Source organism: Streptomyces sp. NBC_00203 (assembly GCF_045206325.1).
GTDB classification, from domain to species: Bacteria; Actinomycetota; Actinomycetes; order Streptomycetales; family Streptomycetaceae; genus Streptomyces; species Streptomyces lutosisoli.
The window spans coordinates 315540-340989 of the sequence record NZ_CP108126.1; the positions used below are offsets into that span (position 1 = coordinate 315540).

At 66.3% G+C, this 25450-nt stretch carries 14 protein-coding genes and 4 pseudogenes; 13 read left to right on the forward strand and 5 right to left on the reverse strand.

Features of this window, described 5'->3' with window-relative positions:
- Positions 1-15 precede the first annotated feature (15 nt).
- Positions 16-1038: an LD-carboxypeptidase gene (locus tag OG975_RS01625; protein WP_406326827.1), complete on the reverse strand. Its 1023-nt coding sequence runs from the start codon at positions 1036-1038 to the stop codon at positions 16-18.
- Between the two features lie 93 nt (positions 1039-1131).
- Between OG975_RS01625 and OG975_RS01630 the strand changes: the two genes are divergently transcribed.
- From OG975_RS01630 to OG975_RS01670, 9 genes are all read left to right on the forward strand, one after another.
- Complete coding sequence (locus tag OG975_RS01630; RefSeq protein WP_406336780.1) at positions 1132-1347, forward strand: hypothetical protein; 216 nt, start codon at positions 1132-1134, stop codon at positions 1345-1347.
- Positions 1348-1608: 261 nt separating this feature from the next.
- The gene (locus OG975_RS01635) at positions 1609-2880 is read left to right on the forward strand and encodes a DNA cytosine methyltransferase (RefSeq protein WP_406336111.1); all 1272 of its coding nucleotides are present in this window, start codon (positions 1609-1611) and stop codon (positions 2878-2880) included.
- Positions 2880-4004 (forward strand): DnaB-like helicase N-terminal domain-containing protein, encoded by a 1125-nt coding sequence (locus OG975_RS01640; RefSeq protein ID WP_406326828.1) that lies wholly within the window; start codon positions 2880-2882, stop codon positions 4002-4004. The genes OG975_RS01635 and OG975_RS01640 overlap by 1 nt, the downstream gene beginning before the upstream one ends.
- A gap of 497 nt (positions 4005-4501) precedes the next feature.
- On the forward strand, positions 4502-4945 hold the full coding sequence (locus tag OG975_RS01645) for a hypothetical protein (protein ID WP_406326829.1): 444 nt from the start codon (positions 4502-4504) through the stop codon (positions 4943-4945).
- A gap of 215 nt (positions 4946-5160) precedes the next feature.
- The gene (locus tag OG975_RS01650; RefSeq protein WP_406326831.1) at positions 5161-8307 is read left to right on the forward strand and encodes a tetratricopeptide repeat protein; all 3147 of its coding nucleotides are present in this window, start codon (positions 5161-5163) and stop codon (positions 8305-8307) included.
- A gap of 1068 nt (positions 8308-9375) precedes the next feature.
- A complete protein-coding gene (locus OG975_RS01655) occupies positions 9376-10926 on the forward strand; it encodes a hypothetical protein (RefSeq protein ID WP_406326832.1) in 1551 nt (516 codons plus the stop codon).
- Entirely contained in the window at positions 10923-11744 is an 822-nt protein-coding gene (locus tag OG975_RS01660; protein WP_406326834.1) for a hypothetical protein, read from the forward strand. The genes OG975_RS01655 and OG975_RS01660 overlap by 4 nt, the downstream gene beginning before the upstream one ends.
- A gap of 25 nt (positions 11745-11769) precedes the next feature.
- Entirely contained in the window at positions 11770-16227 is a 4458-nt protein-coding gene (locus OG975_RS01665) for a hypothetical protein (protein ID WP_406326836.1), read from the forward strand.
- Positions 16224-17285 carry a Wadjet anti-phage system protein JetD domain-containing protein gene (locus OG975_RS01670; protein WP_406326837.1) on the forward strand — a complete coding sequence of 354 codons (1062 nt, stop codon included), beginning with the start codon at positions 16224-16226 and terminating at the stop codon, positions 17283-17285. Before OG975_RS01665 ends, OG975_RS01670 begins: the two co-directional genes overlap by 4 nt.
- Before the next feature lie 39 nt (positions 17286-17324).
- Here OG975_RS01670 and OG975_RS01675 read toward each other — a convergent pair whose 3' ends face one another.
- Positions 17325-17501, reverse strand: coding sequence for a hypothetical protein (locus OG975_RS01675; RefSeq protein WP_406336782.1), 177 nt, complete (start codon positions 17499-17501; stop codon positions 17325-17327).
- Between OG975_RS01675 and OG975_RS01680 the strand changes: the two genes are divergently transcribed.
- A complete protein-coding gene (locus OG975_RS01680) occupies positions 17469-19073 on the forward strand; it encodes an ISAzo13 family transposase (protein WP_406336112.1) in 1605 nt (534 codons plus the stop codon). The genes OG975_RS01675 and OG975_RS01680 overlap by 33 nt on opposite strands.
- A gap of 72 nt (positions 19074-19145) precedes the next feature.
- Positions 19146-19370 (forward strand): annotated as a pseudogene (locus tag OG975_RS01685) (transposase); the annotation flags it as partial.
- A 37-nt stretch (positions 19371-19407) separates the two neighbouring features.
- On the opposite strand, the gene OG975_RS01690 reads toward OG975_RS01685, so the two are convergent.
- A complete protein-coding gene (locus tag OG975_RS01690) occupies positions 19408-19620 on the reverse strand; it encodes a hypothetical protein (protein ID WP_406326838.1) in 213 nt (70 codons plus the stop codon).
- 165 nt (positions 19621-19785) lie between these two features.
- On the opposite strand from OG975_RS01690, the pseudogene OG975_RS01695 reads away from it, so the two are divergent.
- Positions 19786-19983: pseudogene (locus tag OG975_RS01695) on the forward strand (helix-turn-helix domain-containing protein); the annotation flags it as partial.
- Between the two features lie 3327 nt (positions 19984-23310).
- Here OG975_RS01695 and OG975_RS01700 read toward each other — a convergent pair.
- Positions 23311-23921: pseudogene (locus OG975_RS01700) on the reverse strand (IS5 family transposase); the annotation flags it as partial.
- Positions 23922-24014: 93 nt separating this feature from the next.
- Positions 24015-24223 (reverse strand): annotated as a pseudogene (locus OG975_RS01705) (ISAzo13 family transposase); the annotation flags it as partial.
- Here OG975_RS01705 and OG975_RS01710 point away from each other — a divergent pair.
- On the forward strand, positions 24161-25426 hold the full coding sequence (locus tag OG975_RS01710; RefSeq protein WP_406336783.1) for a hypothetical protein: 1266 nt from the start codon (positions 24161-24163) through the stop codon (positions 25424-25426). The pseudogene OG975_RS01705 and the gene OG975_RS01710 sit on opposite strands and share 63 nt — an antisense overlap.
- Positions 25427-25450: the final 24 nt, after the last annotated feature.

Below are 25450 nucleotides of genomic sequence, written 5' to 3' on the forward strand. Positions count from 1 at the left end.
GGTACTCCGCGTTGCTCAGCCGACCGGTCCCCTCACCATGAGAGGCCGTACCGCCGGTTCAAGCAGCGACAGTGTCCGCTGCTGCGCATCGAGGCCGACGCGGATGCCGACCGGCATCGGCAGATTCGGGCCGGCATGTCCGAACTCGACGTTGCCCAGGACGGGGATGTCGCGGTCGCCGAGGACGTCGAGAACCAGCTCGGGGAGGGTCGGGGACGTGTCGGGCGAGTCGAGTCCGTCGATCGCGTGCGGGACGCCCACGACCATGCCGGAGATCCGGTCGAGGATGCCGGAGTGCCGCAGTACCTGCAGATAGCTCCACACATGCGATGCCTGGCCGCCCGCCTCCTCCCAGAAGAGCACCGCGCCGTCGAACCGTTCGAGCGGCAGCGCGAAACGTGTTGCCTGCGCCAGCGCGATGCGATTGAGCAGCCCGCCGATCAGCCGGCCTTCGGTGCGACCGGCACGCCAGCACTCCCACGACGGGGTGGCTGGCAGCGCACCGATCGCCTCGCCGCCGGTCAGCAGCGTCGAGTAGAGCTTTTCAAGTTCCGCTCTGCGTGCTGCTGACGCGGCCTGCCAGTGCCCGCCGAGTCCGAGGGTGGCCACGTCGGCATGGAATCCGACCAGACCCGTGCGCGCATAGAGCACCAGATGCAGCAGTGAGATGTCGCTGTAGCCGAGGATCGGCTTGGGGTCGGCCGCGATCGCCTCAACGTCGATCAGGTCGAGGTAACCGAGCGCCGTCTGGCCGCCGTCATGCGCGATGATCGCGCGCACCTCAGGATCACGCAGTAGTCCATTGAACTCCTCTGCGATCTCCGCCGGCCGCGTCGCGCTCCACCAGTGGTGCCGCCCTGCTTCGAGGAGCGGTGCCCGACGCACGCGGAATCCCATCCGCTCGATCACGACCACCGCCTGCTCGAGGTCAGGCTCGTAAGCAGCGTGGAGCGGCCCGGACAGCGATGCGATAACGACGAGATCTCCGGGCCTCAGGGCACGAGGGCGAAGCAGTTGAGGCAGTGCAGAACCGGTCACCGACGCAGTGTCCCAACACTCGCAACGTCACGCTACACATTTACCGATCGGCTCCCTCCCAGGTTGGAAAAGGCTCCGTGGAACGGAATTCCCGTGACTTTCCAAACCCTCCAGGCGAAATTCGACGACCTCGAAGCCGCACACAAACGACTACGCCAGCACAACACCGAATTCACCGAACGAAACGAGATCTATGCCCAAGTCGTCCACGCTCTCACGACCGAACTCGCCCACCTCCGCAGAGCCCAGACACCCCCTCCCAACGTCCAGCGGCTCCCTACCGACACCACCGCATCGCCCCGCACCTGAGTCTCCGGCGCTCCGCGCCGAAGGAGCCAAGAGGTGGATACAACAGCCCCGAATAGGTGACAGAGGCGCGGGAGTCCAATCCAGCACCCTCCTCGCCCTGTCCGCCCCAGGAGCCCTTCCCAAGGTCGACTACGCGATATTCGCCGACACCGGCTGGGAACCAGCAGCCGTCTACACCCACCTGAACCGCCTCGAACGAGAAATCGCCGCACCCGCAGTCGAACCGGTGCAAGACGACTTCGGACTGGCTTCTTGAGGCGGATCATCCTCGACCTGTTCGCCGGCCCCGGCGGCTGGAGCCACGCCCTCACCGTCCTCGGCGAGCGGGACATCGGCCTGGAGTGGGACGAGTGGGCTTGCAAGACCCGTGCCAGGGCCGGGCAGTTGACGATCCGGACCGATGTTGCCCGCTATCCGGCGTGGATCTTCTCCGGCCGGATCCTCGGGCTGATCGCCTCCCCTCCATGTCAGGCGTGGTCGATGGCGGGCAAGCGCCTCGGTCTGGTCGACCAGCCGCTCGTCCACCAGGCCGTCGCCGACCTCGCCGCCGGCCGCGACACCCGTGAGCAGCTGCTCGGCGCGTGCGCGGACGAACGGTCTCTTCTCGCGGCCGAGCCCATGCGCTACCTGCACGCGCTGAACCTGGTGGGCGAGCCCGAGTGGGTGGTCATGGAGGAAGTCCCCGACGTCCTTCCGCTGTGGCGGCAGTACGCGGCCATCCTGCGGACCTGGGGCTTCTCCGCCTGGACCGGGATCCTCAATGCCGCCGACTACAGCGTCCCGCAGACCCGGAAGCGCGCGATCCTACTCGCTTCCCGCGTACGCACCGCCGAACCCTCGCCTCCGACCCATGCGAAGGCCGCCGAGCCGGAGTCGCTGTTCGGCCCCGGCCGCGCCCGCTGGGTGTCCATGGCCGAGGCCCTGGGCTGGGGCGCCACTGACCGTCCCGTGCCCACCGTGTGCGCCGGGGGCGGTCCAGGAGGCGGCCCTGAACCCTGCCCCTCCGGCTCACGCAAGACCCTGACCGACGCCGGCGCCCGCGGCACCTGGGCACCCCACCCCGACTCCGAACTCGTCCTGGCCTCCCGCAGGGAGGGCTCCGGCTGGGCCGCCCGGCACGGCGCCCGCGAGAACCGCCCCGCAGATACTCCGACCCCCACGTTCACCGCCGAGGCGCACCGCTGGTCATGGTCACTACGCAGCAACAACCAGTCCAACGCCACCGTGCGCCGTGCCGACGAGCCCGCCGACACGCTGTTCTTCGGCCACCGCGCCAACGAGTGCACCTGGATCGCCGACACCGCCTCCGGTCTTCCGGACGGCGAGCACCGATCGGCGCCCGCCCCGATCAAGATCACTGCCCGGGAAGCGGGCGTGCTGCAAAGCTTTCCCGCCGACTATCCGTGGCAGGGCAACAAGGGCCAGATGTTCTCGCAGATCGGCAACGCCGTCCCCCCGCGCCTCGCAGCACACCTGCTCGCCCCGCACCTCAACAAGCCCTTCAACCCTGCTGACTTCGCCCTCGCCGCCTGATGACCCACACCCCCGAACCGGACGAGGACGACGACCTCGACCTCGCACCGGCACCGAAGCCCGTGCACTACGCCGAGCAGGCCCTGCTCGGCGCCCTCCTCCTCGAACCTGCGCGTCTGGCGGACACCGAGCCGCTGATCGCCCACCACTTCGACAGCCACACCCACGCCGCGCTGTTCACCGCGATCCGCACGCTCCCGCCGCCCGACCCCGACGACCACGCCAAGGACACCGCCTGGCTCAACGCGGTGCTGGACCACGCGCGTCCCCACGCTCCCGGCCTGAACGCCTCCTACCTCCACGCCCTCATCCAGTTCTGCCCGCAACCGAAGCACGCTGCGGCCTACGCCAGGATGATCCGCGCCGACAACGCCCGCCGGATCCTGCGCGCCCACGCCGAACGCCTCGCTTCCGCCGCGACCGACCCGGGCCTGCCCAACCGCGCAGCCACGACGCTCGGCCTGGCCGACGACATCGGCCGTGTCCTGGACTCCCTCGCCGAACAGTTCGCCCCGCACCCCGGCTCCTTCCCCCGCACGACATTCCCCCCGGATGTGCCACGGCAGGCCGACGAGGAGGACCTGGACGAAGAACGCCTCCTCCTGGCGACCGCCACCGCCTATCCGGCGGAGGTCCAGCAGATGCGGTGGCTGGTCACGGACGACTTCCTGCTGCCGCTGCACGCCGCGCTCTGGCAGTCCATCACGGCGCTGACCCACCGCGGCGACATGGTCGACCCGGTCACCGTCCTCGGCGAGGCCCAGCACCGCGGACTGCTCACCGACTCCCTCACCCCCAAAGACCTGATGGCCCTGGTCTCCACGCCCGCCGGCTCCCCCGAGCACTGGGGCGAGAAGATCCTGAAACGCGCCCTCCTCGCCCGCGCCCAGACGGTCGCCGCACGGATCACCGCCTACACCGACGACCCCGCCAACACCCCCCACCAGCTCATCACCGGCAGCCGCCGCGCCCTGGCCGACCTCAACGCCCTTCGCACCCGCTGGAACCGCGCCACCGCACCCACCCCCGCACCCTCCGCCAGTACCCCCGCGCGGTCGGCGCCGCGTCCCCAGGCCGGACCGCCACACCGGCCGACCGTCACCGCCGCGCGCACCCACCGATGACCTCAACCACCGGGCCGGGCCGGCCTCCACGGCCGGGCCCGGACTCGAAGCAAGCCCGACTCCATCTCCGCCAGCAACAACAACACAATGTCCACGTCCTGCCGATCGGTACGGGGGCCGGAGGACCGTGCTCCCGCTGCTCTGCACACAAATGAACCCAGACCCCCGGTCCCCGCTGAACGCCTCCTCCTGGCCGATCACCCGGCGAAGGGCTTCCGGGAGCGCGATGCTCGCCTTGACGGCTGTCGCCTGCGGCACTGCCCGGCTGGGTGGCTGCACTTCCTCGATGACGCCGCAGACGGAAGCAGCCTGGTCGCCGGTGCGTCATCGGCCCGCTGCCGGGTCTCGGCACGCGTTTGCCGTTGACCGGCTCTAACCGGCTCTCTCAGCCGGAGAGCACGGAAACCCGGCGAGCAACGGACACTTCGGATACCGCCGCAGGTGCCGCGGGGCTACGCTCAGGAGAGCAAGTGCGCTGCGCTACGGGGGTGTTTGTGATGGCGGGACTGTCGGGGGCAGCACGGGCTGCCGTCTGGGCGTCGGCGGGGCTGTGCGCCGCAGTGCTGGTCGGGCTCGCGGTCGTGGCCGCGGTGGTAGACCTGGACACGGCGGATCGTGCGGCCAGTGTGGTGGGCGCCGCCCTGGGCGCCGTGGGACTTCTCGTCTCGGTTTACGCCCTCTTCAGACCAACCCCAGGCCCGTCACCCTCGGGCACGGGTGCGACCAGGCACGTCCGCTCCCGCGGCCGCCGCGCCATGGCAGCCGGCGGGAACATCAACGAAAACACCTTCGGAACCCGGTCCACAGTCCGCCCGTCGGCGCCCACTGCAGCGCCCACGCCCCCGGTCGACGACGTCGACGTACGGGCACGCGGCCGTGACGCGCTGGGCGCAGGCGGAGACATCACCCGCAACGCCTTCGGCGACGACAGCCACAGCTGATGAGTGACGGCACACCACCGCCGGCTCCCCCTCACACCCACGTGGAAGTGGGCCGAAGAGGAATCGGAGCGGGCGGACACATCAAGTACAACGCCTGGGCGGCGGGCAGCTCGGTGGAGCACCACCAGCACTATCATCAGGCTCCACGGCCTGCCGTCGAATGGCCCGTGCGTATCGGCGCCCTGCCCCCGCGAGCCGGTTTTTACCAGCATCGCTTGGAGGAGGACATGCTGCGCCGATGGCTCGAGGGCGGCAGTACGGCCGTCCTGACCAGCGGTGAACAGGTGCTGTCTGGGATGGGCGGGGTCGGAAAGACCCAACTGGCTGTCGACCTCGCCCACTCCGTGTGGGACTCTGATTCCCCAGTGGATCTGGTGGTGTGGGTAGCGGCCAGCGAACGGCAGGCGATCACCGACGTCTATGCCCGGGCAGCACGCATGATCCTGACCGATCGCGAGATCGACCAGGACGAGGAACTGGTGGCCCAGGAGTTCCTCACCTGGCTGAGCACCACTGAGCGCAGCTGGCTAGTCGTCCTGGACAACGTCACGGCCCCTCGCGACCTCAACAGCCTATGGCCACCATGCACGTCGACTGGGCGCACCTTGATCACGACCCGCTCACGCGACGCCGCTTGGACCACAACGTCCCGCACAGTCATCCACGTTGGCGTGTTCACCGCCGAGCAGTCGCTCGCGTACCTGCGGCGGGCGCTCGACCGTACCGAACGTGGCCACCAGCATGACACGGACGCCCAACTGGCCGCGCTCGCTGATGAGATGGGCCATCTGCCGATCGCCTTGGCCCAGGCGGCCGCCTATCTGGTGGACGCCGACCTGGACGCGTCGGCCTACCTCGAGCTGCTGGCCGATCAGGCCCACTCCCTGGACGAGGCACTGCCACAGGAGGTCGCGCTGCCCGACGGGCACCGCGACCCCGTTCCAGCGGTGTGGGAGATCTCCGTACGGCGGGCCCAGGAGTTGCGTCCGACGGGGTTGGCGCGGCCTCTGCTGGAACTTGCCGGGGTACTGAACGGCGCCGACATACCCGATGGCCTGTTCGCCACGGAGGCGGCATTGGAGTACCTGGAGGCGCGACGCTCCGTCCCCGGGATGCGGGCGCCGAATGCGCGGGAGGTGCGGGAGGCGCTACGGGTTCTGAACCGGCTCAACCTGCTTGACCACAGCACAGGTGACACGGCTAAGGGCTGGCCTGGTCAGGTACGAATCCACCAGCTCGTACAGCGGTCCGTACGCGAAGCCACTCCTGACCTCTCCCAAGTCGTGCGGGCTGCCGCAGACGCGTTGGAGAGCTCGTGGCCGGAGACCGAGCGCGATCGGAGTCTGTGTCAGCGGCTGCGCGCGAACGTACCACCGCTTCGGCTCCATGGGCTGGAAGCACTGTGGCGGCCCGCGGCGCACCCCGTCCTGAACACGTACGGCGCCAGCCTCGGGGAGTCCGGTGCGTCGGCTGCTGCCGCCGAGTACTACGCGCACGTGTCCGTCGAGGCCCACCGCTTCCTAGGGGAACGGCACCCGCAGACTCTCAGCCTGCGGGCCTGTGCAGCGCATTGGCGCGGGCAGACGGGCGATGCGGCCGGGGCCGCAGCGGCTCTTGCGGAGCTGCTCCCCGAACAGGAGCTGCTCCAGGGGCCCCGCCATCCCGCCACCTTGACCCTGCGTGCGAACATCGCCGGCTGGCGAGGAGAGGCCGGAGACGCCGCTGGTGCCGCCCATGCCTTCGAATCCCTCGTGCCCCTGCACGAAGAAGTGCTGGGCCGCGACCATCGCCTCACCCTCAACGCCCGCCACAATCTGGCGGCCTGGCGGGGTAAGGCAGGGCATGCCGCCGGGGCGGCGGAAGCATATGCGCAGGTCCTGGCCGATCGGGAACGCGTGCTGGGCCCTAGCCATCCCGACGCCCTCAGCACCCGGCACAGCCTGGCGACCTGGCGGGGGCGGACAGGCGACCCGGCCGGCGCGGTGGCACTGTTGGAGCAGCTCGTGGCCGACTGTAAGCGCGTTCAGGGCCCGGACCATCTCAGCACCCTCTCCGCCCGCCACAACCTTGCCGACTGGCGCGGAGCCGCAGGGCGCCCTACCGAAGCGGTCGCCGAGCTGGTCCAGGTGGTAGCGGACATGCAACGCATACTAGGGCCCCAGCACTTCATGACTCTCGAGGCTCGTCACGACGTGGCCTCGCTGCGCGCCGAAGCGGGAAACCTGCGGGTCGCAATCACCGAGCTCGAGCAGGTACTGGTGCTCCGTGAGCAGACACTGGGCCGGGATCATCCGGCGTCCTTGGCCACGCGGCACAATCTCGCCGGCTGGCGAGGGGAGGCGGGCTCGGCAAGTGAAGCAGCGACCGCCTTCAACGCGCTGGTCGAGGACATGCAGCGCATCTTCGGGCAGCGGCATCCCGACACCCTGACCGTTCGCGGAAATCTCGCCAACTGGCTCGGCCTGGCAGGGAACCCCGAAGCGGCGATCGAGGTCCTAGAGGCACTCCTGTCCGATGAAGAGCGCCTCCTATCACCGGGGCATCCGGCGACGTTCCATACGCAGCACAATCTTGCCGTATGGCGCAGTGCGGCGGGTGACCAAATCGGAGCAGTGCGGGTGCTGGAATCCCTGGTGCCAGTCATGCAGCAGGCGTTAAGTCCCGACCATCCCAAGACCCTTGACGTCCGTCACGACCTGGCCTGTCTACGGATCGATGCAGGGCAAGCCGATGTCGCCGCCCGCGAGCTGGAGCAGGTTCTCGCAGACCAGCAACGCGTCCTCGGCCCGGACCACCCCAACGTGCTCACGACCGAGCGTAACCTGACTGCATTGCGCGAACAGCGGGGGAACGCCACCACCGCAGTTGGCGAAAATCACCGAGACTCTTCCGGCGGTACGGGCTCAGCGGATCCCGTGCACCGGCTGGTCGCCTCCGCCCACTCCCGCGCCATCGCTCTGGCCGACGCAGAAGACCTGCCTGGTGCGGTGCGCGTGCTGGAGGAGCTCGTGGCGGAGTTGCACACCACGGCCGACCCCGATCACCCAGCCGCCCTCATGGCACGCAACCAGATCGCCGCTTGGCGGGGCATCGCCGGTGACACCACCCGCGCCGTCGAGGAACTGGAAGCGCTCCTGACCGACATTCGGCGCGTGGCCGGGGAAGACCATCCGGCCACGCTGACCGTGCGCCATAACCTCGCCGCCTTTCACGGACAGGCAGGAGACATCCCCCGTGCCGTCGCCGAGCACACGCAATTGCTCAGCGACGAGATCCGCATCCTCGGCGAGAACCACCCACAGACCAAGAAGACCCGGGACAACCTAGCTCACTGGCACACACAGGCAGACGATTCCTCCTGATCAACCCTGACCCTTGATCAGGATGGGCCCCGCATCCCGGCCCCCTGCCGCAGCGCTACGTGGTCGACCTGTGCGAGTGCGCCTGGGAATGTCATGCACTGGGTGGGGCACCCTGGCACCACGAGGACTTCGATCTCCATATCTCCAGGCTGGCGTGCCTGAGCATGGCTCAGAGCACGAACCCGCCACGCGCTCACCAGAGCTCCACTCCACGAGGCCGCACGTCTCATCCGCCTGACCTATCTGGTCCACCGCGGTGGCCCCTTGGACCCGGTCACTGTGCTCTGGGAGGCCCAGCACCGCGGGCTCCTCGCCGACGGCCTCGCCGCCAGCGACCTGATGCACCTCGTCTCCACACCCGCTGGATCACCCGAATACTGGGGCGAGAGGGTCCTTCAATGAGCCCTGCTGGACCGCGCGTTCGCCGTCGCCACACGGATCACCGCCTACACCCAGGACCCGGCCAACACGCCCCATCAGCTGATCACCGGCAGCCGTGACGGGGAGTTCAAAGCGACCGTTGACACAGCCCGGCGCTGCCCACTGGCGCACCCGGCAGGAGTCCCATCTGATCCGCCCGCCACATCACCGGCTCCGTCGGCTTGGCGATCCCGCGCAGGGCCTCAGCGGACATCCGTCACGCGGCCACGACCAGGTCCTCGCAGAGGCAGCGAAAACACGGCGGCCGGCCCGCCAGGCTCCGCGCGTCCAGGACGAGTCCGGCCGCACACCGACATCGGCACCTTCACCTGCCACCAGGCCCCCGGCAGCCTGAGACTCACCCGCACCACGGGCGCCCTCCACCTGTGACGCCGCGGCACCCGAGACCCCCTCACCCGCTCGGGACCAGAAATCTACTCCGGCAACGGCTACACGCCATCCCTGACCGACAGCACTGGCAGGTTCGGCAGCTTCACTCTCGACCTCAAGCGAGCCCCCTGGGCTCCAATGCATTCACCGATAGCCACACCAGAATTAAGTCATTAGTTCGAATTCCACAGTCATTGTCAGTGCCGTGTTTTAGCGTGAACTCAGCGCACCAGAAATGAACTTGGGGGGACAGAACTGGTGATCTTCGAAGAGCCGTCGACAGTCTACGAGAGCATCACCTCACGGATCAGGGCCCTGGCCGTGGGCTCCCCACTGATGGCCCTGGACAACAGCAAGGCCAAGAAGGAACGCGGGTGGGACCGATACCGCATGGCCGAGCTGGCCTTGGCCGCCATTGACTTCGTGACACTGCGCACGGACATGACCTCGGCCGTGCGCCAGGAAGCTGTCGTGGAACACGTGTCCGAGTTCGCCGCGCTGCAGCTTCCGAACCGGACAGGGGAGGAGTACCGGGCGGTCGCCCGATGGGTGACCGAGCGGCTGATCAACACCGAAGAACGCGACCGCGCCTTCCACCACGAAGTCGGGCATGTGACCGACGACGGATACGAGACGCGCACAGCATCCTTCCAGATCCTCAAGGAAGTCCCCGATCATGTGGGGCAGGCCGCGCTCATCGCCACAGACGCGGCGATCACCGTGCTGGTGCATGCGATCGACGTCGACATCGCCTCGGAACAGATCGCCGCGGAGGCCAAACTGGAGGCCCTGCTCAAGCGTTCACGGATCAGCGAGGCGTGGCAGGCCGCCCAGAACGCACAGATCCACAGCATCCGGTACGCCAAAGACATCCACGGGCGCATCGAATCGATGAAGCGCAATGTGCGGGCGGTGGACTGGGACACAGAAGTCAAAGACACCGTCGATGAGGCTCTGGAGCACGTTCGCAGCCGGTCCGAGGCCGAGACGATGCAAAAGGAGCGGGTCAACCAGCTGTTGGAAGCCACCGACGATGGCCGCAAGCGCAGACAACTGCAGGACCTCGCAGAACTCATCCACGAGTGCTGGAAACGTCATGCGGTACTGATCAAGATGCTGATGGAAGTCGGTCCGGAATTCCGGCGGCAACAAGACCGTCAGGTATTCGTAGCTCCGGCGATTCACACCCGCGTACATCTGTATGAGCAGCTCCTTCAACCGGTGCTGGAGCTCTCCCTCGACGCGTGCCTGGGTCCCTTGGAGGCTTTCACTCGCGCGGTCATGGGGCCTGTGCGCCCTCGTGTGATGTACCTGCCTGACTACCTGGAGGGGCTCGCCCAGGTCGCCGACGAGGCCGGTGGGGAGCTGGTGCCGGTCCAGGACGAGTACGACTGGTCGCAGATCGATGCCCCTTCCGCCTTCGGCGACGAGCAGCACCACGTGGTGGACACTCTGCTGGCAGCCGTCACGGGCCAGGGCGTGCGGCTCTCGGCCCTGCTGGAGACCACGCGCCAGCCCGGCCCGGGAACAGGCCCGGACGCAGGAACCGACGAGCTGCTCACCCTCCGCGTCCAGCAGTTGTTCCGGCTCATTCCCGTGCGCCAGCTCGCCGGCGGCGAGGCTGCCGTGGTGGCCGTCGACGACGGCACGGTCCTGGATGACGAACGCTCCGGCGGCAGCGACTTCCTCCTGGTCCGCACCCGGAGCAACCCCATGACGCAGGAGATGGACACTCCACTGCCCGCGTTCCCCACACCGCGCCGCCCGCAAGGCCCTGACGCCCACTCGCTTGATCAGGAGAGTGCATGAACCGCCACGAGGATGCTGCCGAGGCTGCCCGGATGGTCGCCTTCGCCATGACCCGCCGCAAGGCGCCCGCTCGCTCCGGCGAATACGCCCGCCTCGTCCAACGCTTCGATACCGAGCCGGACTTCGCGCAGGTGGTGTGGAAGGTCGCCCAGGGATTCGACCTGAAAGTGCTGGAAGTCCATCCTCTGACCGGGCTGGTCCTGGGCACTACGCCCGAGACCGACTTCGCCGTGTCCATCTCCGACCTCGTCCCGCAGACCTCCGATCGCCCCCTGTATCTGCTGGCCCAGTTGACGATTGCGTCCATGGTCTTTCCCCGCCCCGAGGACCTCGACGATGACGAGCATGTCGGGCGGATCTCGGTCCGGCAGGTCGATGACGAGGTCCGCATCCGGGCCTCGACCATTGAACGCCGTCTTGCACAAACTGGCGAGGACGTCGATCCGCCCTCCGGTCAACCGGGGTTGGAGGGGCTGTGGCGGGCCTACCTGCGCCGCAACGCCACGGGCAAGACCAAAACGCAGACAGGCAGAGCGCCGCAGGCGTCTACAAGAGCCCTGGTGAAAAGGGCGTTCACTCATCTAGAAAGCCACGGCTTCGCAAGCAAGGTCAGCGACGAGGACGCCGGCACCTACGTCACCCACGTCAAGTACCGGCTGCAGATACGCGACCAGGCCGCGCGCGACATGCTGCGGGAACTCGCAGCGCTGGGCGTCGCAGCCCTGCCCACGGACGGCGCACCCAGCCACGCCCAGCCGTCACCGAAGGCACAGCCGTCGCCGGACGATGCCGTGCCGGCAAACGGCCTGTTCAGCTGACCGCCCTCCCCCAAGGACTCCTTCCATGTATGAGCTCAACCGCATCCTGCTGCGAAACTTCGGTCCCCGCGATGCCCGTTACGAGGACGTGCCGCTGGACTTCTCTGGTGTCGGCGCCGAGGTGGAGACCGCCTCGCTGATTCCCGACGCCGGACACGTCACCCAGCGCCCGGCACCCGCCAGCCTGGTCATGCTGCAAAACGGCGGCGGCAAAGGCGTCTTACTGACCGGCATCACCTGCACCACCATCCCCTTCCACCACCAGGATCTGGAGACGCTGCGCAACTTCACCATCTCCATGGCACAGCCCTCGCACGTGGTGCTCGAATGGGCCGACGCCCGCACCGGACGCCTGCTGGTTACCGCACAGGCCCTGGCCCCCGAGCGCGACGGCAAACTCCAGCGCTGCTTCTACAGTTTCCACCCGTGCGCGGCCCTGGACGCCGACCGGCTCCCCTTCCACCGCGAGGGGCACTGGACTCCGTACGAGGACTACTGCACCGAACTACGCGACTGGAAAGAACGCGTGGAAGCGCTCGAGCTGCACCTCGTCGACGGCCAGGAGAAGTGGGAGAAACACCTGCGCGGTCTCGGCCTGCAGCCCGAACTCTTCGACGTGCAGCGCAGGATGAACGCCAAGGAGAGCGACGCCGCCGCAGCCTTCACCACCAACACCGCCAACGCCTTCGTCGAATGGCTCCTGCGCAAGGCCACAGACGACGACCAGTACACCGAACTGGGCACCGCCTTCCACGGTTATGCCGCCGCGCACGACCAGCGTGCCCAATGGGAGAGGGAGCGGCACTTCGCGGTGGAGATGCACCGCGCATGCGAGGACGTCGCCGGCCTCCACGGCTTGTACTCACAGCATGCCGGTGCAGCCCAGAGCGCCGAGAAGCACCTCGTACACCTCACCTCTACGGTCCGTGCGCGTCACACCCAACTCACCACCACCGAGAGCGACAGAAACGCCGCCCTCAAGAATACTCACGGCTCGCTGGAGGCCGCGAAGAGCAGCAGCGCTCTCGCCCACGCGCGCGTCCGGCACGTGCAGTTGTGTGCCCACACTCTCGAGCTGGGCGAGATCACCGCTCAGCAGGAGGCCACTCAGAAGGAAAAGCAGGAGGCGCAGCATCAGAGCGCGGCGTGGGCGAGCGTACCGATCGCACTACGCCACGCACAGGCCCAGGACGACAACAACCGCGCCCAACAGGCCCTCGTCCAGGCCGAACGCACCGCCGCCCCCTACATCCAAGCCCTCGACACCGCAGCAGCAGCACTGCGCGCCGGCTACACCCGGGCCGAGCAAGAGGCCCGCGAAACAATCCGTACGCACCACCGTGTGACAGGCGAGACGCAGAAACAGATCGGCCAATGGCGTACCCGCAGCAACGAACTGCTCACCGCGGCGGGCGACGCGCAGGCAGAATCCCGCATTCTGCAGAAGCAGACCGACGACTTCGCATTACGCCTGAGTGCCGCCCGCGAGCTAGACCTTCTCGCCCCGCAGGAAAGCGCCGCCGATGCCGCCGCCCGCACCCGGGACGACGCGCGCCACAGCGAGCAGCTGCTCCGGGAAGCCGACCAGGCCCGCAAGAGCGTCAAAACCGAACGGGACCGAGCCCACACCGCGCTGTCGAAGCAACAACAACTGGCCTGGTCCGCGCGAGGAGCCGCGACGGCGGCACAGGAGGAGACCAGTCGGCTGCGCGCTCAAGCTGAGGACATTCGCAGCAACCCGCTGTGTGGCGAGCTCCTGGAGGCCAGCAGCGACGAACTGGGCGCCAGCGACGCATTGCGCTGGCTGAACGACCACGCCGACGCCCTGCAGCAGCTCGCCGAGCGCCGCTCCGGCGGGCTCGAGACCACACTCACACACAAGCGCATCGACCTGCAGAGCGATCAAACCCTGCTCGCCCTCCTCGACACCAGCGAGGGCCTGCTGCCCGCCGCCGCAGAGGTACGCGACCTGTGCGGAAAACTGTCGGAGCACGGGATCCACGCCGTGCCCGGCTGGCAGTGGATGCACGACAACGTCCCGACCAGCGAGCGCCAGCAGGTCATCAACACGCACCCCGACCTGGTCGGCGGGATCATCGTGGGCGGCCTTGACGGCCTGGACACCGCCCGGACCCTGGTGGAGCGCCTTCGCCCGCTGCCGTCCGCCGCCGTGACCGTGGGCACCGGAGAGCGGATGCTGAGCACTCAAGCAGCACCCGATGCGGGCCGGTTCGTGGTCGAACCCTCCCCCGCCCTCCACGACGAAGAAGCCGCCGCACACGAACGCGCCGCGGTCGATGCCCGCATCACCGAGGTCACCCGCGAGGTGAATTCGCTCAGTCAGCGCATTACCGCTGTACGCGACCTGCTCCGCCAGATCGCGAACTGGCGTGATGCCTGTGGTCTCCGGCCGGTGTCCGAGCTGCTCGGTCGACTGGAACTCCTGGAGACCGCTGCTGAGGAAGCCGAGAGCAAGCTGGCCGAAGCCCGCACCGCAGCAGGTGAGAAAGAGGCTGCGCTGCAGGTCGCCGAGGATGAATACGACCGCCGTACCGAAGGGCTTAAGGCCGCGCAGCAAATCGCCGAGAAACTGGCTCGCCTGGCGGAAGGGGAGTCCGCTGCTGACCAAGCACAGGCCCGGATCAAGGTCCTCACCGGTGAAAAAATCGCACGCGACACCCAACTCGAGTCCCTGGCGGGCCAGATCGATGAGGCGGACAAGGAAGTCCTGCGTCTCGCGCGCGCCATCGAATCAGCCGAGCAGGCTGCAGAGGGATACGTCCGGTCGCGCGAAAAGATCACCAGCACGTCCCAGGCAGAGCAGGCGCACGATGACTCCGGCGCACCGCTGTTGCCCCTCCCCTCTCTCCAGCACCGCTACCTGCAAGCGCAGGACGAACTGAGAGGCGTTGAGGTCGGCGAGGACCAGCAGGTGCGAGCGGCGACAGCGCAGAAGGCGCTGCTCGCCAGCCAGGAGGAATGGGACGAAGTCCCCGAATCAGTCCGGGGACTGGCCCTGGCCCACAGTCGAGATGGGCGGGCTGGTGACGCTGTTCAGCGCGACGCGATTCTGCGCGCCCTCACCGTCGAGATCGACTCCTACGACACGGCACTCCAGGGACTCCGGGATCAGGCGAGCCGGCTTGAAGAGCGTGTCAGGCATTTGGAACCGGCAGTCTTGCCTAACGACGAAGAATCAACCGCCTGGACCCCGGCCACCGTCGCCGAGGCCCGCGAGCTGGAAGTCAGGGCAGCAGGCGAACTGGGCACGGCTCAGAACGAGGAACGTCTAGCCCATGACGCCTTCAACACCGCTCGCCGCAATCAGACCAGTTCCACCAAGGACCTGGCGGCATTCGACCGGGTCCTGCCGATGCTGGAAACTGCAGTCCACGGCCTGACCGTCCCGCCGGACCAGCCGCCCTACAACGGCACTGCCGAAGCCGCCACATCCGCCGCCCGCCAGGCGGTCGCCGCCCACACCACCTGCCGGGACACAGCGCGCCAGACAGAGCGAAAGCTGGAAGGAAGCGTCAGCCGGCTCAAAGAAGTACCCATCGATGTCCGATTCGAACGACTCGACATCCCCCTGCGTACACAGATCTCCGCCCTGGACAGCCACCACATCCCAGCGATGGCCGCCACCTGGACCAACGCACTGGCTTCCCGCATCGCAGCCCTGACCTCAGACCTCGAAGGCATGGCCAAGGCCCGCGAGACCCTCGCCTCACACCTCAGCGGCCACGTCACCGACCTCCTGCAGCGCCTCGACCAGGCCAGCCGCTTCTCCGCCTTCCCCGAGGGAGACGCCCCCTGGTCCGGGCAGAAGTTCCTCACCATCCGCTACAAGAAACCTGACCTTCCTGCCCTCACGGCCCAGATGCACGAATCCATCGACGCGCTGGCCGGCAATCAGCGCACCCGCAACCTCAAAGGCATCGACGTCGTGATGCGCTGCCTCCTGGCAGCAGTCCCCCGCGGGTTCACCGCAGAGGTCATGAAGCCCAATGCCTCCCAGCGCCTGGACCGCGTCCCCGTCGAAGAGATGAGCCGCGTCTTCTCCGGCGGCCAGGAACTGACCGGAGCCATCCTCCTGTACTGCGCACTCGCCGCCCTGCGCACTTCGCCCGGCCCCCGCAGCCGTACCCGCAACGGCGGACTGCTCCTGCTCGACAATCCCATCGGCCGGGCCAACGCCGGATACCTCGTTGACATCCAGATGGAGATGGCCGCCGCCCTGGGAATCCAGCTGATCTACACCACCGGACTGAGCGACGAGGACGTCACCTCGCGCTTCCCCATGCGCATCCAGCTCCGCAACGATGCCGAAGCTCGAAGCGGCCTCGCCCTCATCCGGCTCGAAGAGCACGTACGCAACGCCCTCATCCCTACGCCGCGCATCGCCCCCGACCAAGACGCCGCTGAACCCGCCGGCATGCTCACCTCGGCACGCCTCTACAGGAAGCAGGGCGGCGCTCAGTGACCTCACCGCCAGACCAGGTCGAGGCGCCGCTCTCCCCCGCCGCGGCACAACTCAGCGCCGCTCTCCAGGCCCGCGCCGAACGCGTAACGGTCAGCCGGGCCAGCGTCATGGAGGCATTCCGGGAAGCTCTACCGGGCGCCGCCAGCGGCGACAACGCACGCAGCACCCTCGCCACGCTGCTGTATGAAATCGCCGAACACGGCATCATCGGCCTCCCCACCTCCCGCACCAAATGGGACGCCGGCCACCCGGCCCTTCCGGAACAGGTCCGGATACCCACCGCACAGTCGACGAAGCCCTCCAACCCACACCAGCATGTGTCATGGCGACCAGAACTCAACTGGGCCTACGATGCCCAGCTAACAGCGTCCCAGACCGAAGACCTCCTCGCCTGCAACCGCTGGTTCCGAGACTCCCACAACCAACCAGCCCGACGCATTCCGCTGCCCCTGCGCGAGCGCTCATACGAAATCTTCCGCTTCGAAAAACGCCTCGATACGCTGATCACCGGAGCGCTTTTTGCCCCGGGCAGACTGACCCTCGAGCAACTCGCTACCTACCGTGAACCGCCCCCGCTGGCCCATCGCAGGCTTGGTAACGGCGACACGGTCCTCGTAGTGGAAAACAGCGACACCTACGCCACCCTGCGCCACCTGCTCGAACCCGCCCCCGGCCGCATCGGATACATCGCCTTCGGTTCCGGACGAGCCTTCGAAGCATCCGTAGAAAACATCGCCGAGTTCCCCGACATCCACCGCATCGTCTACTACGGCGACCTCGACGCCGAGGGCATCGCCATCCCGGCAAGAGCCTCCATCAACGGCACACCGCACGGCCTGCCACCGATCGAACCGGCAACTGCGCTATACCGCCTGCTGCTCGCCCACCAACCCACTGTCGGCGACATCGTCGACATCGAACGAGCCCACAATCTAACTGCCTGGATCCCCGGAGAGCTTCAACCAGCAGTGCACACTCTGCTGACCAAGGGACTACGCCTCGCGCAGGAGGCAACCAGTCGGAACGAACTCAGCACCGAGCGCGACTGGCGATGGTGAGCGTTCTCTTAGGCACCGGTCGATCGAGACACCTACTGCTTAGGGCGTGCAGATCAATAACTCGTGGCTTTCCGGTTGATGGCTCGTTGGTCTGGCATGAGCGCGCTGGAGGAGCAACAGACCGTGCTGGCAGCCAAGTTCGGGGCGATTTTGCCGCACCTCGACGAGCGGCAGCGTCGCCTGTTGATAGGGGCGGAAGCCCAGTCCCTCGGTCACGGCGGGATCAGAGCAGTCGCTCGCGCCGCCGGCGTCCGTGGGGCCAGGATGTCTGCCGGAATACGCGAACTCGGCTCCGGAGAAGCCCCGTTGGGACGCATCCGTCGGCCCGGCGCCGGCCGCAAACGTGTCGCCGACCTGAACCCGGCCGTCCGCAAGGCGCTCCTCACGCTGGTCGAGCCCGACGTTCGCGGGGATCCCATGTCGCCGCTGCGCTGGACCACCAAATCCACCCGCAAGCTCGCCAAGGAGCTGACCCGGCAGGGTCACCGGATCTGTGCGGATACGGTGGGCGACCTCCTGCGTGAGGAGGGCTTCAGCCTGCAGAGCAACGCCAAGACTCTGGAGGGCAGGCAGCATCCCGACCGGGACGCGCAGTTCCACTACCTCAACGAGCAGGCCCGCGACCACCAGGACGGCGGGGCTCCGGTGATCAGTGTGGACACGAAGAAGAAGGAACTGGTCGGCCCGTTCAAGAACAACGGCCGTGAGTGGGAGCCGAGAGGCGAGCCGGTGCGGGTCGACACCCACGACTTCCCCGACCGGGAGCTGGGCAGGGCAGTGCCCTACGGCATCTACGACGTTGCCGCGAACACCGGCTGGGTCAACGTGGGCACCGACCACGACACCGCCGCGTTCGCCGTCGAATCCATCCGCCGCTGGTGGAACGGCGCCGGGCGGACCGCCTATCCCACGGCCGGCCGGCTGCTGATCACCGCCGACGCGGGCGGCTCCAATGGCTACCGCACCCGCACCTGGAAGACCGAACTCGCGCGGTTCGCTGCCGAGTCCGGCCTGACCATCACCATCTGCCACCTGCCTCCCGGAACATCGAAGTGGAACCGGATCGAGCACCGGCTGTTCTCCCACATCACCATGAACTGGCGCGGCAGGCCCCTGACCAGCCACGAAGTCATCATCGAAAGTATCGCCGCGACCACCACCAAGACCGGCCTGACCGTGCACGCCGAACTCGACACCAACCCGTATCCCACCGGCATCCAGGTCAGCGACGACGAGATCGCCGCCCTGCCGATCACCCGGCACCGCTTCCACGGCGACTGGAACTACACCCTCCACCCCCAACATCCACTGGACGCGACGGCGATCAACAGCACGTCAGACCAGGCCTCGGCGGACAAGCCGTCCCGCCTCACGCGGCGTTCGCTGCAGGACCCCGAACTGACCGGTATGACCCGCCGACAGCTCAGCGAGCTCATCGACGCCCTGACTCCCGCGCTGGAGGTTCAACGCGAGCAAGTGCTCCGCGCACGCCGCGGTCACGAGCGCCTGATGGCCCCCGGCACAGGTGCCAAAGCCAAACTCACCCCAGCCGACCGGGTCCTGGTCACCGTGCTCCACCTGCGCAAACTCGCCACCATGGACCTTCTAGGCCAGCTCTTCGGGGTCACCGCCATGACCATCAGCCGTGCGAAACAGGAAGTCCGCCCGCTCCTTGAGGCACACGGCCACCCCGTCAGCACCTCTACCGCCCGCCTCCGGACGCCAGCAGACGTCGCGACGTTCCTCGCTCCCGACCCCGCCAAGACCAAGGTCAAAAAGACGAGTTAAAGATCTGCACGCCCTTACAACGGCTAACACAATGAGGTGGATCGGCGCCGGTGACCGTGTCCGGGGCGGGAGTTGAGCGTTCGGCTCGGTCTGGGGACATCGCCGTGGACTGTGTCGGATGAGCTGTGGGATCGCCTGGAGCCGCGGCGCGAACGGTGCTTCCGGTACCTGGGCCGCAAGGCGTTAACGTGCCGGGATGTGTTGTGCGGGATTCTCTACGTGCTGCACACCGGTATCGCGTGGGAGTACCTCGGTGGTGGCTGCCGACGGAGAATCGCCCGCGCCAGAGATTGCGGCGGAGACCGGAAACGGATTCCGGGCCGCCGCCAGTGATTCAGCGAACTCCGTTGGAAACTGTCCAGAACAAAGTCAGGACGGCCACCTCCATGACGAGAACGCCGACGAACGTCGCGCCGCCACGCACAATGCTGCCGGCAGGATGCGTGCCAGCAAGCCACGAGAGTACGCCTGCGGCGATTCCCGAAATCAGGGCGATCACGGCGCCCATCGCCAGCGCAAGCACAAGAAGGGTCATCTGAATCGACACGGCCACTCCTCCGGTTCAGGGAACTCTGACCTGGACGATGGCCGCGAGGGCCAGCTGGCCGCGACCTTGCGTCGGACAGCGACCTACTGCTGCACTGGTCAGACATGTTTCCGCTGTCGGACGGGATCGGACACAAGCCGGACGGACGGACGGGTGGGTGAGGTCGTGAGGTCGGAGCCAGAAGGTATCCCGGAGGCGGTCTGCGATCTCAAACGCGCGCTCGGCAGGGCCTATCGGCGGAGGTACCCGTCGCTGCGGCAGCTCGCAAGCAAGGCGGGGATGTCGCCCGACACAGCGTCCCGGGCCATCAACGGGCCGATTGTGCCTACCCCAACCAGTTTCAAGAAGATCCTGCGAGCGTGCGGCCTGCCGGTACTTGATGACGGCCGGTACGACAACGATTGGGACAAGCTGTATCGAGCGGCGGCGAGCGCGAGAAATCCGATCGGTAGGCAGCGCCCCAAGATCGCCACGGCCCCGGCAGGTGACGCGTTGGGCCAGCCGCAGGAGATCGAAGAAAATCAACCGTATGTGCACAACAGCCACAGTCTGCTGGGGACCATGGCGCTAGCATGTCGTACGCAGGAAATGGAAGAATTGAGCCGGTGGAGCGATCGGTCCGCGACCGAAGAAAGCATTATGTGTGTTGCGGGTCCCGGCGGCCAGGGGAAAAGTGCGCTCGCCTGGAGCTATTTCTTGAATTCCGAACCCGCCGCCATTCGAATCTGGCACGGCTTCGGGCACGACGCAGACAATGCCGAGGGACTCGCGAGAACTTTGGAAGGCGCGTCGCGAGTTATGTTGGGCGAGGCTGCTGACAGGACGAGCGCCATCGCAAAATTGCGTCAACGAATGAGCGTCGTCGGTGGTGTTCTCGTTCTGGACGCTTTCGAGCATCTATACGGAACCTCTTCTAGGCTCATCGATGCACTCAGTTCAGAATTCCGGACGATCGCTAATCCACTCGCCGAAAATGTCATCCGCCAGTTCGCGGCGACGGAAAACGTCCGGATCATCATTACGTGCCGGGTGACGCCCGCATTCCTTGACGACCCGGCTTTGAATGCTGACGTGCGGCGTATCGATCTCGGCCCGATTGATCCGGCATTGGCGGCACCATTCTGGCAAAAATTGAACGTATCGGGAACCAGGAACGACCTGGCCACCGCGACCGCCGCCTTGCACGGTAGCCCCATCCTCATGCGGCTGGTAGCCCGCCGCATCCTCATGCGCCGAAACGGGCGAATCAATGAATGGCTCGTGCAGGACAGGGCTCGCATCAGCCTCGATCACGGAGACGAGCTGACACGTAACCTGATTCCACAGCAGATTCTGGAAGACCTGTCCGAGCCCGCTCGCCGGATGTTGCTGCTGCTGGCCGTCTCGCGCAGGAAGCTCAGCGAACAACAATGGACCGATCTTGCCGCCGGTCGTATGTGGCTCGGCATGGCGAGGAGTGAACCGGAGTCCGACGACGCTGACGAGGACCTGAAAGATGTCATACTTGCCCTGCGTGAAGCCGATCTGGTTCACCGAGATGACGCTGGCGACTATGACGTGCATGAACTACTCGCCGATACCGTCATTCAATCCGCCAGCGAAGAACTGGTGAACGACGCCTACCGGAAACTACTGTCGGCCGACGGTGAACTTTATCTGCCTGGCGCCGGTTGGAATTGGTCAGAGGTGTCACGAATGGGAGACCCTCGCGAAGTAGCGGCTAATACGGGTAAATTCCTGGCCTTTCTGGATCAAAATGCATATGAAAGCGCGTGGCACGTGCTGGGAACCAAGCTGTATCCAGCACTACGGCATAATCTGGGTGACCTTCGCCAACTTCGTGCGCTGGTCGCGTTCTATCAACTGGCCCAGATTCGAGCGGGGTCCGACAGATTCCAAGCGGCGTTCGCTGTTGATCTGGCAATGTCGGACAGCGACTGGCAGGAGGTCCTGAGGCTGCTGGGCGACGGTGATCGGCGATTTATGGATGCCGGTGATCTCTCGACGCGAGCCCTCGCGCGATCGGCGTTAAACGATTTTCAAGAGGCGTACAGGGATGGCACAGCGGCCTGGTTTCACGGATTGCGCGAGCTGACGCTCGACAATGCGGTGGAGAACGCAGAATTCATGATGAGTGACGACAGCGGAATTTTTTGGGGCTACGCCATCCACTGCTCCGGGTACCACAAGCACGTGGAAGCCGCGCTAGCGTTGAGTAGCGTACTTCGAGCCCGAGGCTATCTGCGGGTGGGACTGCTTGTCGCGTTGGAGTCCTTCCCGAGCGGCCACGTTCACCCGGGCCAGATCGCTCGGCACTGGCTGGAGATCGCCACGTTGCTCTCGGGTTGCGGCCGTGCCACCGCCGCACGCCGGGCGTTCGAACTCGCCGAGAGACACGCGCATGCGGACGGCATCAACGAGGTCATGCTGTACGTCAGAACGGTTGACCTGGAACTCAAGTACGACGCCGGCACAGAAATCTCGGACGGCGATTTCTTCGACGTCCTGATTGCTGTGACGCGCAGCGGGCACGGTGCCCTCGCGCGGCGACTGCTCGCACTTCGCGGAAACGAGGCGTCGCAGAACACACTCCTCGCATCAGTCGCATGGCAGTACGGCCTCGACATGAGCGATATTTCGGACCGTCCCTCAATAAATGAGGGCGCCGATGACCTCATGGGTGAAATAGAGCAGTTGTCGAGCCTGCGCAACCCCGGGCAATGGGTTGAATTCCGCATTCTCCTCGCAAGGCCGTGGGAGGAGGGGTTACGAGCTGGAAGTGAGAGCGAGGCCGCCCGTCAGCGGTATGACGAGGACGACAATGCCGATCAGTCGCAGGTCAAAGCGGAATTGTTCGAGGAGGCGTGGACAGAAGTCCTCGGTTTCGCCGGTGGCGCCAACGAGACCGTGGGGGACTGGCTCCGCCGGGTAGACGTCGAGATTGGTGGCGATGGAGAGTCCCACGCCGACTCCGCCCTCGCCTGCCGCGCGGCGACCGACCGGTTGGTTCTGGTCGAAGACGACAAAGATGCCGCGCTGTTACTGTCAAAGAGCTGGCGGTATGGCGATCCGAGCGCAGCTTTCGACTTGCTTTCGGCGGCGGTCTTCTACGAGCCGACAGGTGGTTTCGACTACATGAGCGAACAGCCCGTTCGCACTGCCATGATCGAAGCGGCTCGCGCCTCCGATAGCTTATGGGAAGCGGCGTCAGTTCTCACCCGCATGCTGAACATCGGCTGGGATAAGGTCACTCTGGCGCTTGAGGTGTCGAACATATGCCGCGAGGTCGGCGACTTCCAACGAGCCCTTTTGATCTCGCTGTCGGGCAACAATATGGTCAACGCGCTGGGTCCGGGCAGGCGCAGTGATCCGGACGACCCAGTCATCAGAGTGGCGTTGGTCGTCGGCGCCGGCTTCGACCTGATCGCCTGCGGCCTTCCAACCGATCATGCGGTGGACGCCGTGGAGAATGGATTGTCTGGCCGTCAGATGATCCTCGGCGGGCCGACGTCCGGTGCGCGGGTCGCGTTCCTCGGTGCCGACGCCCGGGATGAGGCATCCAACGGGGACGACTCGCCGGTCGGCGGTATCTGGGGCACGGTTCGATCTTTGGATCCTGGCACGCTCGAACGCTCGGCGCTGGAGCTCTTCCGCAAGGTCGTCGGCTCCGAGGGAACCGGCAATAATGACATCGATTCCTGGAGACGCCGACAGATGAGTAGGCTCCGTTCGCGGGAATTTCCAGACCCCGATCGGCTGGCCCGCAATGCCTTCGAGGCGATTCGTGGGCACTCGGCGCTGACCCAGAGACTCGATCAGATCTGACTGGGTGACGTCGTTGCGGTTGCCGCCGGTCAGCAGCACTGCCAGCGGGGTCCCGTGCCCGTCGGTGATCACCTGGTGCTTCGAGCCGGTCCGTCCCCGGTCGACCGGCGATGGGCCCGTGTGCTGCCCCCTTTTAGTGCCCTGACGTGGGAGGAGTCGACCACACAGCGGGACCAGTCCAGACGCGATGCCGCGTTCAGCTCGGCGAGCAGGACCTCGTGCAGTCGTTGCCAGACGCTGGCCTCGTTCCAGTCCCGCAGGCGGCGCCAGCACGTCATGCCCGAGCAGAAGCCCAGGTCCTTGGGCAGGTATTCCCACTGGATGCCGGTGTTCAGCACGTACAGGATCCCGCACAGCACCTCCCGGTCCGACAACGGCTTGCGGCCGGGATACCGGAACCTGCGCTCGCGTTGCGGAAGCAGCGGCTGCAGGCGGTCCCACAGCTCATCCGACACGACCCACGGCGACGTCCCCATACCGAGCCGAGCGCTCAACTACCGCTCCGGGCACGGCGATCAGGGCCGATCCACCTCATTATTGTGTTAGCCGTTGTAAGGGCCTGTAGATCGTTAACGTGTCGTATTGATCGTGTTGGGTGTGCTGGTTTGGGCGTGGAGCCGGGCTGGAGGAAGGAGAGGGCGGCCGGTGGGGTGGCCGCGGGCGGGATGACGATGCCATGTGCCTTGAGTAACCGCCTGTTCTTCAGAAGCGTGCGATGCATGGCGGTGAGGCTGGTGGCGAACAGTACGGCGAGGGCTCCGGCGGCCAGGGCGATCCGGCCTGCCTGGCCAGCGTGAAAGCCGTGGCTGATGACCACTCAGGGCGCGTACGATACGGGGCCATCCAGGCGGATGATTCCAAGATCGGACGAACCATGTCAGCGTTGACGGCTCAGCTTGATGACGGCCAGCTTGCCCTGATGACCACTATGGCTGAGCCCTACCTCAAGAAGGGGCAGTGGCCGGTCTGGCACTACGTCGAGGCTCAGCTCGACCGCCAGGGTCTGGATGCTGCGTCGGTTCTCAAGTCGTTGCCAAGCGTGGGGTCTCCGCTCATCGGGCAGCGTTCATATGGACTGGCGTGGTACGACCGGAACCAGCTTGCAGACGATAGCCGCCCGGTTCTCACGGTCGCCGCTGGCCTCCATGTTCCCCAACTTGAGCGCGTCTTCGGCGAGCATTTCATCACCATCTTGCAGTACCTGATTAAGTATCAGCAGGCCATGACTCCGTCACCGGACAAGGTGGAGAAGGGATATGTAACGTCGGACGACATCCGAAGGGACTTCTCCGCCGCGACGCCTGAGTTCCTGGGGGCACTGCCTGGTATCTTCCGCCACGAACCAGTATTGCGGAGCGGGTACTCGACGTGGGGCACCAGCAACGGCTGGCGGTTTGAGCTGAACCGAGAACTCGTCAAGTATCGGAATGTCAGCAACCTCAGTGAATATGTTTCACAGGTCACTGAAATCCTGCTTGAGGAGCGCCTTCTATTCGAGGCAACCCATTCCGGGGCTCAATACGCACAGAACATCATCATCGGCGCGTCGGAGGACCTGGCACCAACGGCTACTCCTGCCGTCACAGTTCCGGTCTACGTCAACGCTGGCCTCGTTGAAGAACTGGAGCAGAAGCAGGGTCAGGCCACCTGGAGTCTCGACAAGCTGTTGCAGTTGCTGCGCGAGCTGAACGACTGCTACGCGGAAGATCACGTCTATGCCTGCCATGCACTAGTACGGGCAGTCATCGACCATGTCCCGCCGATCCTTGGGGCCAACTCCTTTGAGTCGGCGGTCAGCAACTACAAGTGGACCCGGACCGACAAGAAGTACATGGCCCGGTTGCTGGAATTCAAGAACCAGGCGGATGATGTACTCCACCGGCGGATCCGCCCTAGCAAGGACGTCATCGCTATGCACGACCTGTTGCCCTTCGGGGCTTACCTCAACGCCCTGCTACGAGAGTGCATCGACAAGCTGTAGTGGTCAGCGCAAAATAGATCGTGG

Bases quoted from the DNA above. Each gene is read 5' to 3' on its own strand.
- OG975_RS01640 (WP_406326828.1), top strand. From the start codon at position 2,880: ATGACCCACACCCCCGAACCGGACGAGGACGACGACCTCGACCTCGCA.
- OG975_RS01645 (WP_406326829.1), top strand. From the start codon at position 4,502: ATGGCGGGACTGTCGGGGGCAGCACGGGCTGCCGTCTGGGCGTCGGCG.
- OG975_RS01660 (WP_406326834.1), top strand. From the start codon at position 10,923: ATGAACCGCCACGAGGATGCTGCCGAGGCTGCCCGGATGGTCGCCTTC.
- OG975_RS01665 (WP_406326836.1), top strand. From the start codon at position 11,770: ATGTATGAGCTCAACCGCATCCTGCTGCGAAACTTCGGTCCCCGCGAT.
- OG975_RS01710 (WP_406336783.1), top strand. From the start codon at position 24,161: ATGCATGGCGGTGAGGCTGGTGGCGAACAGTACGGCGAGGGCTCCGGC.